Annotated in this window: 12 protein-coding genes and 3 tRNA genes; 7 read left to right on the forward strand and 8 right to left on the reverse strand. The window is 73.3% G+C overall.

All coding sequences use genetic code 11. The features are described from left to right. Genes F4556_RS29230 through F4556_RS29245 form a run of 4 tightly spaced genes read left to right on the forward strand, consistent with a single transcriptional unit; the run spans position 1 to position 4857 of the window. Positions 1 to 1032, forward strand: coding sequence for a hypothetical protein (locus F4556_RS29230; RefSeq protein WP_184921339.1), 1032 nt, complete (start codon positions 1 to 3; stop codon positions 1030 to 1032). After that, positions 1029 to 2438: a hypothetical protein gene (locus F4556_RS29235; protein ID WP_313068788.1), complete on the forward strand. Its 1410-nt coding sequence runs from the start codon at positions 1029 to 1031 to the stop codon at positions 2436 to 2438. Before F4556_RS29230 ends, F4556_RS29235 begins: the two co-directional genes overlap by 4 nt. Continuing rightward, positions 2435 to 4276, forward strand: coding sequence for an AAA family ATPase (locus tag F4556_RS29240; protein WP_184921340.1), 1842 nt, complete (start codon positions 2435 to 2437; stop codon positions 4274 to 4276). Before F4556_RS29235 ends, F4556_RS29240 begins: the two co-directional genes overlap by 4 nt. A 23-nt stretch (positions 4277 to 4299) precedes the next feature. Continuing rightward, entirely contained in the window at positions 4300 to 4857 is a 558-nt protein-coding gene (locus tag F4556_RS29245) for a hypothetical protein (protein WP_184921341.1), read from the forward strand. A gap of 270 nt (positions 4858 to 5127) precedes the next feature. On the opposite strand, the gene F4556_RS29250 is transcribed toward F4556_RS29245, so the two are convergent. The 4 genes from F4556_RS29250 to F4556_RS29265 all read right to left on the reverse strand — a co-directional run bounded on the left by F4556_RS29250 (position 5128) and on the right by F4556_RS29265 (position 6780). Next, positions 5128 to 6486: an SDR family NAD(P)-dependent oxidoreductase gene (locus F4556_RS29250; protein ID WP_184921343.1), complete on the reverse strand. Its 1359-nt coding sequence runs from the start codon at positions 6484 to 6486 to the stop codon at positions 5128 to 5130. 20 nt (positions 6487 to 6506) lie between these two features. Continuing rightward, positions 6507 to 6578 (reverse strand) — tRNA-Asp (locus tag F4556_RS29255). 8 nt (positions 6579 to 6586) lie between these two features. Further along, positions 6587 to 6661, reverse strand: a tRNA-Gly gene (locus F4556_RS29260). Between the two features lie 40 nt (positions 6662 to 6701). Further along, a tRNA-Trp gene (locus F4556_RS29265) sits at positions 6702 to 6780 on the reverse strand. 36 nt (positions 6781 to 6816) lie between these two features. Between F4556_RS29265 and F4556_RS29270 the strand changes: the two genes are divergently transcribed. Together F4556_RS29270 and F4556_RS29275 are read left to right on the forward strand one after the other, a co-directional pair. Next, positions 6817 to 7482 carry an HAD family hydrolase gene (locus F4556_RS29270; protein WP_184921345.1) on the forward strand — a complete coding sequence of 222 codons (666 nt, stop codon included), beginning with the start codon at positions 6817 to 6819 and terminating at the stop codon, positions 7480 to 7482. Between the two features lie 76 nt (positions 7483 to 7558). Beyond that, on the forward strand, positions 7559 to 8515 hold the full coding sequence (locus F4556_RS29275) for an aldo/keto reductase (protein ID WP_184921347.1): 957 nt from the start codon (positions 7559 to 7561) through the stop codon (positions 8513 to 8515). 37 nt (positions 8516 to 8552) lie between these two features. On the opposite strand, the gene F4556_RS29280 is transcribed toward F4556_RS29275, so the two are convergent. From F4556_RS29280 to F4556_RS29290, 3 genes are all read right to left on the reverse strand, one after another. Continuing rightward, the gene (locus F4556_RS29280; RefSeq protein ID WP_184921349.1) at positions 8553 to 9527 is read right to left on the reverse strand and encodes an aldo/keto reductase; all 975 of its coding nucleotides are present in this window, start codon (positions 9525 to 9527) and stop codon (positions 8553 to 8555) included. 126 nt (positions 9528 to 9653) lie between these two features. Further along, positions 9654 to 10253, reverse strand: coding sequence for a GNAT family N-acetyltransferase (locus F4556_RS29285; RefSeq protein WP_184921351.1), 600 nt, complete (start codon positions 10251 to 10253; stop codon positions 9654 to 9656). Between the two features lie 118 nt (positions 10254 to 10371). Then, complete coding sequence (locus F4556_RS29290) at positions 10372 to 11046, reverse strand: nitroreductase family protein (RefSeq protein WP_184921353.1); 675 nt, start codon at positions 11044 to 11046, stop codon at positions 10372 to 10374. 171 nt (positions 11047 to 11217) lie between these two features. On the opposite strand from F4556_RS29290, the gene F4556_RS29295 reads away from it, so the two are divergent. Beyond that, positions 11218 to 11988 carry a sulfite exporter TauE/SafE family protein gene (locus F4556_RS29295; RefSeq protein WP_184921356.1) on the forward strand — a complete coding sequence of 257 codons (771 nt, stop codon included), beginning with the start codon at positions 11218 to 11220 and terminating at the stop codon, positions 11986 to 11988. 13 nt (positions 11989 to 12001) lie between these two features. On the opposite strand, the gene F4556_RS29300 is transcribed toward F4556_RS29295, so the two are convergent. Then, a complete protein-coding gene (locus F4556_RS29300) occupies positions 12002 to 13639 on the reverse strand; it encodes an ABC-F family ATP-binding cassette domain-containing protein (protein ID WP_184921358.1) in 1638 nt (545 codons plus the stop codon). Positions 13640 to 13652 lie beyond the last annotated feature (13 nt).

Raw genomic sequence — 13652 nt, forward strand, 5'->3', positions numbered from 1 at the left:
ATGGACGAGTCGACCGCCCGAGGCGTGCGATACCTGCTGGGGCTGGCCCCGGACGGAGCGGGGCGGCGGGTCTGCGGCCGCCTGCGGATCGATCCGGACGGGCCGGTGGGGCCTGAGTTCCCGAGCAGCGAGTACGGGTCGTACCAGGCGCTGCAGCTGATCCGGACGACGCCGGCGCTCGTGACCTGGATGCTGCAGCAGGACGACCCCCGGGTGAACGAACTGCTGTGCAGGCGTGGGCTGGTGCCCGAAGGCGTGGGCCAGGACGTACGAGATGGGCTGCCGTTCGGCCTGGAGCGGACCGATCCGGTGCCGGTGAGCCCGAACCTGTCCCGACGGGTGGAGCTCCCGCCGTCGGCGGAGCTGGTCGACCGGCTCCGCCGGGCTGTCGGCAGCGGGTCGCTCAGGGGTGCCCGGCAGGTTGCGCGCGGGCTCCGGCGGGCCGACTGGCCGCAGGTCGTCGCCGCGCACCAGGAGGAGCCGTTCCCCGGCTACGCACGCTGGGCGCTGGCCGAACAGATCGACTGCCCGCCGGAGTTGCGCGCCGCGTTCGGTACGCACCGCAAGTTCGAGCACCGGCTGCGGCAGGCCGGGGTGCTCGGCGGCCCGGCCGATCTCCTGGCAGGGGCCACCTCCGCCCGGGAGGCCCTACGGCTGCTCGGCTTCGGGCGGCTGGTCTTCCCGACCCGGCTGGCGGAGGCCGAGGACGTCCTGCGGCCGCTGGTGGAACGGGAGTTGGGCGGCCATGGCGAAGCCTGGGCGGTGCTGGCCCGGCTGCTCCCCGGCTTCGCCGGCACCCTGCCGGAGCTGATCGTCACCGCCGGGGCGGTGGCCGGGCCGGCGCCCGAGCACGAGCCGGAGTACGAGTTCGAGCCGGTACCCGCCAAGGCGCCTGCGCGGCCGCACCCCTGGGCGGTCCCGGCCTCGGTCAAGCTCAAGGTCCCGGTCCCCGTTGAGCCCGAGCCCGAAGCCGAGCCGACCTCCTGGCAGAAGTTGGGCGGCCTGGTGCGCCGGATCCTCGGCCCGTCGTGACCGACGACCGTCCGTACGTGGTCGACCTCACCGACCGCCGCGCGCTGCTCAGTTGGCAGCCGGCCGCCGCCGAGGTGGTGGCCGAGGCCGAGCGGCTGAAGGAGGCCGCGCTGCTCGACTTCGGCCTGACCGAGTCGGCCGTGGCCTCCTGGCTGTACGCCAAGTGCCACCACCAACTGCCCACCACCGCCGTCCCGACGGCCGCCGTGGTGGCCTCCGGCGACGGCAGCTGCCTGCTGCTCTACAACCCGGAGTTCTTCGTCGGGATCGGCCTTGAGGGCGTCAAGTTCGTGCTGTTCCACGAGGCCAGGCACCTGATCCAGCGTCATCTGCACGCCGAGCCGGAACTCCGGGACGACCCGGTGCACCGGCTGGCCACCGAGGTGACCATCAATCACGTCGCGATGGTCCGGCTGGACCGGCGTGAACTGCCGGAGCTGAACGGCGAACCGGTCGGCGTGCACCCCCGCGAGATCTACCGGGCCTATCGGGATGACCTGGCCGGGCAGGGCCTTCAGTCGGTCGAGTACCGGGAGTTCGTCGCGACCGATCAGAGCGTGTACACCGAGCTGCGCCGGATGCGCCGGCCCCCGGTGGTGCACGACTGCGTCCACCTCGACCAGAGCCTGGAAGTCCCGCTCGACCAGGAGACGGTGGACCGGATCACCTCCTCCATCCTGCTCAACTCCCTGCTGGCGGCCCGCCGCGGCCACCGGGGCGCCGAGCAGGAGCTGCGCGACCTGATGGAACGCACCGTAGGGTCCTCGGAGCGGATCTCCCGGATCTGGGGGCAGCTCGGCGCGGGCCAGCTGCGCGGCAGGACCGACGCCACCCGTCGGGTGGAGTGGTGGCAGCGCTGGCTGGTGGACGTGCTGGCGAGCCGGCTCAGCGAGGGCGAGCGGCTGGTCTACCCGAAGAAGCGCGGCGCGCTCCTCGCCGCCCTCGGCCAACCCCCGCTGCTCTCCCGGCGCGGGCCGGTCCGGCAGCGGGTACTGGTGGTCGCGTACGACACCTCGGGTTCGATGCCCACCCGGGTGGTGGACTGGCTGACCGAACTGGTCGGCCGGATCGACGGGGTGGTCGCGCACTGGCTCTCGTTCGACGGGACGGTGATGCCGTTCCGCCCCGGGGAGCGGGTCTACGGCGGTGGGGGCACCAGCTTCCAGGTGGTCGCCGACTACGTGGAGGGCCGCACGGCCGGTCCGGGCGGTCTGTTCGCCGAGGACCCGGACGCGGTGATCGTGGTCACCGACGGCCACGCCCCGCCGATCACCCCCGCCGAGCCGGACAAGTGGATCTGGCTGATCACCGACGGCGGCGACGGCTCCGGCGACGACTGGCCCGAGCACCACCGACCCCCGATGGCCTGTCACCGCGTCACCACCACAGGAGCCGTGCCCCGATGACCACCGCACCCACCAGGACCTGGCGGGCCACCGCCACCTACCCGGTCGCGCCCGAGGGCTGGACCGGCCGCTCCCGGCTGGAGGAGTTCATCGACGCGATGATCGAACTCGGCCTGACCGGGCAGATCTTCGGCGAGCACGGCATCGGCAAGACCTCCGGCTTCCACAGCCACCTGGCCGCCGCCCACCCGGACCTGCGGCTGGTCGTCGTCCCGGCCGCCAACCTGACGCCCGACGACCTGCTGGCCAACGCCCCGGTCCGGGACGAGGCCACCGGCGAACTGGTGCTGCGTCAGCTGGTGATGAGTCAACTGCGGCCGGGACAGCCGTTCGTGCTGCTGATCGACGACTCCCTGCAGGCGGGGGACGCCATCCAGTCGCAGCTGATGCAGATCGCCTGCAACTGGACCCTGGGCGCGTACGACCTGCGCGAACTCGGCTGCGTCGGAGTCTTCCTGACCGACAACGAGTCGCTGGCGGAGACCGCCGCCCGGCGCGGCGATCTCGCCATCCTGGACCGGATGGTGACGATCCGGATCTCCGCCGCCGACACCGCCTGGCGGATCAGCCTGGCCGCCCGCTTCCCGGAGTGGGACCTCAAGCCGGTGTTCGCGGTCTGGGCCGCCCTCGCGCCCGCCGTACGGGAGTTGCTCTCCCCGCGCACCCTGGAACACGTGCTCGCCAACGCCCGTGAGGGCTTCCCGCTGGTCTGGGGCCTGCCCCTGGTCAACGGCGAACGACTCCGGCTGGCCGAGCCCGGCGCGGACGGGCGGCCGGGGCCGGACCGTACCCACGAGACGCTTGACCGGATCGCGGGCGCCCTCGGCGTGCCCAACCCCGCCCGGATCGCCGACCCGGTCCGCCGGGTGCTGCGCGCCGCGTTCGCCCGCCGCTGGGCGGTGCTGCTCCAGGGGCCGCCCGGTTGCGGAAAGACCGAGCTGGTACGGGAGTTGGCGACGGAGGCGCTGGACGGCCGACCGCCGCTGTACTTCTCGCTGCCGGTCACCAACGTCGAGGACCTGTGCGCGCCGATCCCCACCCCCGACGGCACGCTCGACAACCTGCTCGCCGGGATCTTCACCGGCGACGAGCCCAAGGTGCTGGTCTGGGACGAGTACAACCGTCCCAAGGACCGCTCGGCCTTCGCCAAGCTGATGGAGATCACCCAGGAGTGGTCGATCGCGGGCCACCCGATCGCCAACCTGCGCGCCCAGATCGCGCTGCAGAACCCGCCCTACCACCTGGGCCGCAAGCTGCTGGTGGCCCGCAACAACATCGCCCAGGCGAGCCGCTTCACCGCCTCGCTCGACCTGGACCCCGCTGACATCCCCGCCAACGAGTGGCTGATCGCCCGCTACGGCCCGGTCGCCGAGACCGTACTGGACTGGTGGAAGTTCGACCTGGACGAGGACGGCCGGGGCTGGATCAGCAAGCGCACCATGGAACGCCTGATCAAGCTCCACCAGCACGGCCTGCCACTGGAGATGGGCACCGTCTACCTCGGTGACGGCGAGTACGCCCCGGTCTCGCTCACCGCGCTGATCGACCGGCTGGCCGACCGCCCGGTGGCCGGGCTACGGGAGATCGCCGCCGACCCGAGGGGCTGGGAGGCCAGACTGCGCCGGGCGGCCGAGCAGTCCAGCGAGGGCGGCAACGACACCGATCTGGTGCACCAGGCCATCGCGAACGCGGAGTTGTCCCAACTGCGGCGGTACAAGGGCGTGGTGCTGCGGATGGTGGCGCTGCTGCCGCCGAAGCTCCGTTCGACCTATCTGGTCGGCGCCTCGCCGGAGCAACAGCGGTTCTGGATCAGCCTGTTCGCCAAGCTGCCGCGCTGAGCGGACGGATCGTGGAGGGAATCGTGCACGAGTCGACCGCGCAGGGAGTCCGGTACCTGTTGGGGCTGGCCCCACCGGGTACGGCGGGGCGGGTCTGTGAGCGACTGGGGATCGCTCCGTACGGTCTGGCGGGGCCGACGCGGGGACAGCCGGAATCGGTCGTCCGGGTCGTCCGGGAAGCGCCCCGGGCCGTCCGGGTCTGGCTGCTCCGGCAGGACGACCGGGAGCTGAACCGGCTGCTCTGCCGCGAGGGCCTGCTGCCCGCAGGCGTGGCCGAGGACGTCCGGAGCGGCTTGTTGTTCGGCCCCCGGCGGTCCGAACCGGCCCCGGCCGGAACGCAGTTCACCCGGCGGTCCCGGCTCGCCGCACCGGAGGCGCTGATCGGCAGGCTCCGGCGGGCCACCGGCAGCGGGTCGCTCAGGGACGCCCGGGCGGCCGCGGCGGAGCGGACCACTTCGGCCGCCGCGTCGCCCAGCGGGTTGCGCTTGAGCCACAGGGCCTGGACGGTCTGCGGGGAGGCCCGCAGATGGTCGGCGATCCGGCAGGCGCCGGTGGTGGTGATGTTGTTGCAGCCCATGTAGAGCGTCGTGACCTCGGTGGCCAGGGTTCGGGCCGTGAGGGTGGCCGCGCCCTGGTCGCCCAACCGGTCGGTACCGAGCAGCAGATGGCGCACCGGCCCGCTTGGCGGGAGGGACTCGGCGACCAGGGCCGCGGCGTCCGGGCCGAGGTCCTGCTTGCACAGGTCGAGCCTTCCGTCGGGCAGTGCGGTGCCCGTGGGGAAGTCGATCCGCTCGGTGGCGGGCCGACCGGCCCGCAGTCAAGTGAGCAAGGGCGTCAGATCGGTCCGGTGCTCACCAGGCCGCCTCGCGGTAGTCCTTCAGGAAGACTCCCGAGACCGGGGAGCCGGCCTCGCCCCGGACGATCGGGTCGTAGACCCGGGCTGCGCCGTCCACGATGTCGAGCGGGGTGCGGAAGCCGTGGTCGGCCAGCCGGGACTTCTTCGGGGCCGGGTTCTCGTCGGTGATCCAGCCGGTGTCCACCGCGCACATGTGGACGCCTTGGTCGGCGAGTTCGGCCGCGCTGGTGCGGGTGAGCATGTTGAGGGCGGCCTTGGCCATGTTGGTGTGCGGGTGGCCGCCGGTCTTGTTGCGGACCTCGAACCGGCCCTCGACGGCGGTGACGTTCACGACGTAGCGGTTCGGGTGCGGGGAGGCGAGCAGCAGCGGCAGCAGGCGGTCGCAGAGCAGCGCCGGGGCCAGCGCGTTGACCAGCTGGGTCTCCAGCACCTCGGCCGGGTCCAGCTCACCGAGCCGGGCCGACCAGGAGTTGGCGGGTGCGGTGTCCGGCAGCAGCCCGGCCTCGTCGGCCAACGAGGTGACCTGGCTGGTGAGTTCGGCGCCGGTCAGCTCGGTGGCGGGCCAGGCGGCGGTGAGCGCGGGCATCGGTCGGAAGCCGGGGGCGAGCGAGACCCGGCTGCCCGGTGGCAGGCTCTCGTGCTCGCCGGCCGCCAGCAGCGCGTACGCCTCCGGCGGGCGGCGCAGGGTCTGCGCGGCATTGTTCACCAGGATGTCCAGCGGCCGCCCGTCGGCACGCAACTGCTCGCAGAGGCCCAGCACTTGGCGCGGGTCGCGGAGGTCGATGCCGACCACGTCGAGCCGGTCCAGCCACTGTTCGCTGCCCGGGGCGGCCTGGAAGCGGCGCAGGGTGTCGTGCGGGAAGCGGCTGGTGACGGTCAGTTCGGCGCCGTCCCTGAGCATCATCAGGGCGAGCTGGAAGCCGATCTTCACCCGGCCGCCGGTGAGCAGCGCGCGGCGGCCGCGCAGATCGGTGGAGAGGCCGCGCCGGGCGGTGTTGTCGGCGGCGCAGTCCGGGCAGAGCCGGTGGTAGAAGCTGTCCACCTGCCAGTAGGCGGTCTTGCAGACGTAGCAGTGCTGGGCACGGCGGAGTTCGCCGAGCGGGGTGGGGACGGACGGGGTGGGCAGCGGGGCGTCCTCACGGCGGGCCAGACCGCCGGTGGCGGTGCTGCCGATCAGCGCGGCGTCCCCGGCGAAGCCCGCCCGGCGGCGGCGCTTGCGGCCGTCCCGGACGAAGGACTCGCTGCTGTGCTCGGCCCGCAGCCGGACCGGATCGTCGAAGGGCAGCCGGCGCAGCCGTCCGAGCGTCAGCTCGAACGCGGCCAGCTCCTGCTCCGTCAACTCGCCCTGTGGCACGGCCGCTCCTGCGTTCTCGGTGGTCCCGGCCGGATTCGAACCGGCGTGTCTGCCCTGATGAGGCAGTGCGCCTGCCTCTGCGCTACGGGACCGGCAGTGTTGCCCGAGGGCCGGATTCGAACCGGCGTCCCCGCCATGGCATGGCGGCGCGCCTGCCTCTGCGCTACGCCCGGGCAACTGGCGGCGATCTTACCGGGGCGGGGGACGGCGAGGGCTGCCCGGGGGCCGGATTCGAACCGGCGTGATGTGCGGTTTTGGAGACCGCGTGCGCCTGCCTCTGCGCTACGCCCGGACAGCTGGGGCGATAGTAGCCGGTTCTATGCTGCGAGGATGATCAAGCCGATAGAACTGGTGATATTCGACTGCGACGGCGTACTGGTGGACAGCGAGCGGATCGCCCTCCGGCTGCAGGTCGCGCTGGGCGCCGAACTCGGCTGGCCGCTCACCGAGGAGGAAGTGATCGACCGCTTCATCGGCCGCTCCAGCACCTCTATCAAGGAGCAGATCGCCGAACGGCTCGGCGAGCCCACGGCCGCCCGGTGGTGGGAGCAGCTGATGGAGCGTCATCAGGTCGAGGTGGACGCCGGGATCACCGCCGTGGACGGGCTGCCCGAGGCGCTGGCCGCGATCACGCTGCCGACCTGCGTCGCGTCCAGCGGCTCGCACGAGAAGATGCGCCACACCCTCGGCCGGACCGGTCTGTACGGCCACTTCGAGGGCCGGATCTTCAGCGCCTACGAGGTCGCCCACGGCAAGCCCGCCCCGGACCTGTTCCTGTACGCCGCCGAGCGGATGGGCGTCGACCCCGCCGCCTGCGCGGTGGTCGAGGACAGCAACCCCGGTGTCCGGGCGGCCCGCGCCGCCGGGATGCGGGCCTTCGGCTACGCGGGCGGACTGACCCGGGCCGAGCGGCTGGCAGGCCCCGGCACCGTGGTCTTCCACGACATGCGGGAGCTTCCGGGGCTGCTGGCGGGTGCGACGGCGGGTCGGGCTTGACCTTGAGTGCACTCCAAGAGGCAGGGTGGTCCCGCGCGATCGGTTCGGACGTGAAGGATCTGAAGGAGTGACAACTATGCGGACCACCAAGCTCGGTGTCGACGGTCCCGAGGTCGGCGTGATCGGCCTCGGCTGCATGGGGATGACCTGGGCGTACGACCCGAACGGGCGGGACGACACCGCCTCGGTCGAGGTGCTGCGCTCGGCGCTCGACCTCGGGGTGACGCTGATCGACACGGCGGACGTCTACGGGCCGTACGACAACGAGGAGTTGGTCGGCAAGGGCCTGGCCTGCGAGTACCGCGAGCGGGCCGTGCTGGCCACCAAGGTCGGCCTGGTGCAGGGCAAGGACGGGGCCCGGGTCGGCAACGACGGGCGGCCGGAGCACGTGCGGCGGTCGATCGACGACAGCCTGCGCCGGCTGGGCACCGACCACGTGGACCTGTACCAGCTGCACCGGGTCGACCCCGCCGTGCCGCTGGAGGAGACCTGGGGCGCGATGGCGGAGGCGGTCGCGGCCGGCAAGGCGCGCCGACTCGGGCTCTCCGAGGTGACGGTGGAGCAGATCCAGCGGGCACAGGCGGTGCACCCGGTGGCCTCGGTGCAGTCGGAGCTCTCGCTCTGGACCCGGGACGCGCTGGCCGAGGTCGTCCCGTACACCGAGGCGAACGGGATCGCGTTCCTGCCGTTCTCGCCGCTCGGCCGGGGCTTCCTGGCCGGCCGGTTCAGCTCGGCCGCCGACATCCCGGCGGACGACTGGCGGTCCACCCTGCCGCGCTTCCAGGCGGACGCGCTGGCGGCGAACCAGGCGCTGGTGGACACCGTCCGCCGGATCGCCGACCAGTACGGTGCCACTCCGGCGCAGGTCGCGCTGGCCTGGGTGGTCGCGCAGGGGCAGTACGTGGTGCCGATCCCGGGCACCAAGACGCCCAAGTACCTGGTGGACAACGCCGGTGCGGCCGACCTGACCCTGACGGCGGCCGACCTCGCGGAGCTGGACGCGCTGCCCGCTCCGGTCGGCGGCCGGTACTGAGGCGGTCGGTACTGAGGAGCGGCCCGCTGCCCCGGGCTCAGGCCCAGGGCAGCGCGGCCCGGGTACGCCAGTACGCCTCGGCGGGCTCGGCCAGCGGAGCCAGTGCGGCGAGCTGCTCGGGGGAGAGCGCCGGGGCGGTGAGGTTGGAGGCCAGCTGCCCGGCGGTGGCCGCGCCCGAGAGCACCACGTCCGCCCAGGGCTGCGCGGCGGCCGCCGCCAGCGCGAGGGCGTCGCAGGAGGTGCCGGCCGCGTCGGCGAGGGAGCGGAGCTCGGGGGCGGCGTTGCGATCGGCCAGGCGGCCGTTGGCCATACCCTCCTTGACCACGACCAGCCAGCCCGCCGCGTGCGCCTCGGCCAGCGCGGGCCCGGCGGACGGCTCCAGCACGTTCCAGGTGGACTGCACGGCGGCGAACAGCGGACGGCCCGCCACCGTCACGGCCAGGGCGGCCCGGACCGTCTCGGCCTGCGCGGGCCCGCTGGTGGAGAGGCCGACCCGGACGCCCTCCTCGGCCAGGGCCGCCAGCCGGTCGTGCAGGACGGGGTCGGTGAGGGCGGGGCTGTCCGGCATCACGGAGTGCACCAGGTAGACGTCCAGCCGGGCGCCCAACAGGGCCCGGGACTCCTTGAGTTGACGGTCGAACACCTCCACCGAGTGCTCCTTGACCTCGTGCACGGGCACGCCGGAGGTCCGCCAGTCGGCGGTGTAGGTGTAACCCCACTTGCTGCCCACCTGCACATCGCCCGCCTCGGGGTGCGCAGCCAGCCACTCGCCGACGAACTCCTCGGCGCGGCCGTACGACCGGGCGGTGTCGAAGTACCGCACCCCGGCCGCGTACGCGGCGTCCAGCAGGCCGTGCGTCCGCTCCCGCAGCGCGGCCACGGTCCGCTCGGCCGGCAGGTCGAGGTCGCGGCCGAGCGTGATGTAGCCGGGCCGCCCGACCGCGGCCGTACCCAGGCCGAACCGGACGGGCGACGGGCTGACGGAGGGTCCGGTGGCGGGCGCGGTCGGCACGGTGGGGGTCCTTTCGGCGATTCGGGCGGGACGACTGCGGCAGGCCGCCCGTATCGCACCTTATGTCACCGGCCGCCGCCGACCCGGGCCTGATCCCCCCTCAGGGCGGGGACCAGGCCCGGACGGTCAGGCGGTACGGACCCAGATCAGCTTCCGCCCGGTCTCGGCGGGGGCGGTCGGGGTGTAGTCGATTGTCCGGTCGAGCCGGTAGCCGAGCCGCTCGGGCACGGCGGCGCTGGGCTGGTTGCCCTCGTCGCAGTGGATCTCCACCCGGGTGACGCCGGGCAGCGCGAGGGCGACCTCGGTGAGCCGGGCGGCCGCGGCGGTGGCGATGCCCCGGCGGGTGTGGTCGGCGGAGACCCAGTAGCCGATCTCCAGCGCACCCGGGCCGATCCGGCCGTGCAGGCCGAACGCGCCCACCACGCTGCCGGGTCGGTCGTCCAGGCCGACCAGGTACATGAAGTCGGTGCCCTCGTCCCAGGCGGTCACGCCGGCCTGGGCGAGCTCCCGGGAGAGCTCGGGCGTGGGGGCCTCGGCGGCCCACGCCATCCACGGCCGCAGGTGGTCCAGGTTGGCCACGACGGCCGCGTTCAGCGGGTCGGCGTCGGCCAGCCCCCGGCGGCGCAGGGACACCCCGCCGGGCAGCGCGATCAGCTCGGGCGGGCGGCCGGTGGTGACGGGGGCGGCCTCGGGGGCGGGGGCGGGCTCGTGGGTGGTCTCGCTCATGAGCGGATTATCCCCTCCGTGCCGCGCCCCCGACCAGGTATTTTCTCGCTGAGCGGAGACCGGTTCCGGATAACCGGACGGTCGGTTCGAGACAGGTCAGAGCTGGGTCGGATCCGGGTCAGAGCCGGATCACCACGTCGTCGAGCGGCTTGCGGTGCAGGTCGGGCACCCGCGCCCCGTCCGCCGGGTAGCCGACCGGGATGACGTACGCGGCACGCTCCTCGACCGGCCGCTCGCAGACCTCGTTCAGGAAGCGCATCGGGCTGGGCGTGTGAGTGAGCGTCACCAGACCGGCCTGGTGCAGGGTGGCGAGCAGGAAGCCGACCGCGATTCCGACCGACTCCTTGGTGTAGTAGGGCCGGGGCGAGTCCGGGCCCTTGTGCACCTCGAACACCACGATCACGGCCGGGGCGTCCTCCAGGAACGGCTTCTCCCAGTCCGTCCCGATCGGCGCCAGCGCGGCCAGCCACTCCTCCGAGGCCCGGTGCGCGTAGAACTCCCGCTCCTCGGCCTCGGCCGCCTCGCGCAGCCGTCGCTTGCGCTCCGGATCGGTGATCACCACGAACCGCCAGGGCTGGACGTGCGCCCCGCTGGGCGCGGTCGAGGCGGTACGGATCGCCCAGTCGATCACCCCGTCGGGGATCGGGCGGGTCGAGTAGTCGCGGACGGTCCGGCGGAGCGCCATCACGTCGTGGAAGGACCTGCTGCGGGTCTCCGCCTCGTGGGCGGGGACCGTCATCGGGCGGAGCGGCACGGTCGGGTAGGCGGCCGCTGGCGCTGTGCTGTCAACCATGGGCGACAGCACAGCACATGACGGTGCCTCAATGGAAGGTCTGGACCACAGATCCGTTACGTCGCGAGGTCGCGGCCCACCAGGGGCCCCTGATCATCTGCGGCAGGGGGGTCACTAGGGTGAGGCCATGCGCTCGCCCCTCGCCTTCGACAGTCGTCCGACGGCCCGGTCATGACCGGCCTCGGCGAGATCGCGCTGCTGGCAGCCGCAGGGCTGCTCGGCGGGGTGGTCGGCACCGCGGGCGGCATCACCTCCCTGATCACGTACCCGGCCCTGCTCGCGGTGGGCCTCCCCGCACTCTCGGCGAGTGTCACCAACATGGTCGCGCTGGTCGCGAGCTGGCCCGGCGCGGCCCTCGCCTCCCGGCCCGAACTCGCCGATCAGGGACGGTGGTTGCGAAGCTGGGTGCCGCTGTCGGCGCTGGGCGGGGCGGCCGGATCGGCGCTGGTGCTGGTCACCCCGCCCGGTGTCTTCGCCCGCGTCGTGCCGGTCCTGGTGGCCGTCGGCTCGCTGGCCCTGTTCGCCCAGCCCCGGCTGGCCGCCCTCCACCAGCGGCGCCAGAGCCGCCGCGCTCCGGGCGCCCGCGGGGTGGCCCTGCCGCTCGGCCTGATCACGATGTCGGTCTACAACGGCTACTTCGGCGCGGGGTCCGGGGTGATGGTGCTGGCCCTGCTCCTGATCACCACCGAGCCCCGGCTGGCCACCGCCAACGCCCTGAAGAACATGGTCCTCGGCGCCGCGACGCTGGTCTCCGCCGGAGCCTTCGCCGTCTTCGGCCCCGTCGACTGGTGGGCCGTGCTGCCGCTGGGGCTGGGCGCGTTCGTCGGGTCCACGCTCGGCCCCCTGGTCGCGCGCCGCCTGCCGCCCGCCCTGCTGCGCCGACTGGTCGCCCTGATCGGCATCGGCCTGGCCATGCAGCTGTGGCTCAACCCGAGCGGCTGAGCCACCCCAGCCGCTAGAGCTCCTGGACCCGACCGCCCGAGACCTCGAGGCGGCGGTTGACCGTCACCGCCTCGAGCATCCGGCGGTCGTGGGTGACCAGCAGCAGGGTGCCGGTGTAGGAGGCGAGCGCGGACTCCAACTGCTCGATGGCGGGCAGGTCCAGGTGGTTGGTCGGCTCGTCCAGCACCAGCAGGTTCACGCCGCGCCCCTGGAGCAGGGCCAGTGCGGCCCTGGTGCGCTCGCCGGGGGAGAGGGTGTGAGCCGGGCGCAGCACGTGGGCCGCCTTGAGGCCGAACTTGGCCAGCAGGGTGCGGCCCTCCTCCGGGGAGAGGTCGGGCACGGCCGCCTGGAAGGCGTCCAGCAGCGGTTCCTCGCCGAAGAACAGTCCGCGGGCCTGGTCGACCTCGCCGACCAGCACGCCGGAGCCCAAAGTGGTGCTGCCGTCGGTGAGTTCGAGCCGGCCGAGCAGGGCGGCCAGCAGGGTGGACTTGCCCGCGCCGTTCGCACCGGTGATGGCCACCCGGTCCGCCCAGTCGATCTGCAGGTCCACCGGGCCGAAGGAGAACTCGCCGCGCTCGGCCTTCGCCCCGCGCAGGGTGGCGACCACCGAGCCCGAGCGCGGGGCGGCGGCGATCTCCATCCGCAGGTCCCACTCCTTGCGCGGCTCCTCGACCACGTCCAGGCGCTCGATCATGCGCTGGGTCTGGCGAGCCTTGGCGGCCTGCTTCTCGCTGGACTCGGCGCGCGTCGCGCGGCCGATCTTGTCGTTGTCGCTGGACTTGCGGCGGGCGTTGCGGACGCCGCTCTCCATCCAGCCCCGCTGCATCCGGGCCCGCGCCTCCAGGCCCGCCTTGGTGTCGGCGAACTCCTCGTACTCCTCGCGCGCGTGCCGACGGGCCACCGCGCGCTCCTCCAGGTAGGCGTCGTAGCCGCCGCCGAAGTGGTTCACCTGCTGCTGGGCGAGATCCAGCTCCAGCACCCGGGTCACCGTACGGGTCAGGAACTCGCGGTCGTGGCTGATCAGCACGGTGCCCGCGCGCAGGCCCTTGACGAAGGACTCCAGCCGCTCCAGGCCGTCCAGGTCCAGGTCGTTGGTCGGCTCGTCGAGCAGGAAGACGTCGTACCGGGAGAGCAGCAGCGAGGCCAGCCCGGCCCGGGCCGCCTGGCCGCCGGAGAGCGCGGTCATCGGCAGGTCCAGGCTCACCTTCAGCCCGAGCGAGCCGGCCACCTCCTCGGCGCGCTCCTCCAGATCCGCACCGCCGAGGTCGAGCCACCGGTCGAGGCCGATCGCGTACGCGTCGTCGGCGCCGGGACGCCCCTCGACCAGGCCCTCGGTGGCCTCGTCCAGCGCGGCCTGGGCAGCGGCCACACCGGTGCGCCGGGCCAGGAAGTCGCGGACCGACTCGCCGGGGCGGCGCTCGGGTTCCTGCGGCAGGTGGCCGACGTTGGCGCTCGGCGGGCTCAGCTTGAGCGAACCGCTCTCGGGGGTGCTCAGACCGGCCATCAACCGGAGCAGGGTCGACTTGCCCGCGCCGTTGGCCCCGACCAGGCCGACCACGTCGCCGGGGGCGACGACCAGGTCCAGGCCGGAAAAGAGGATGCGGTCGCCGTGGCCGGCGCTGAGGTCCTTGACTACGAGAGTGGCGCTCATGATGTCCCCGATC

This window comes from Kitasatospora gansuensis (assembly GCF_014203705.1).
Lineage (GTDB): Bacteria > Actinomycetota > Actinomycetes > Streptomycetales > Streptomycetaceae > Kitasatospora > Kitasatospora gansuensis.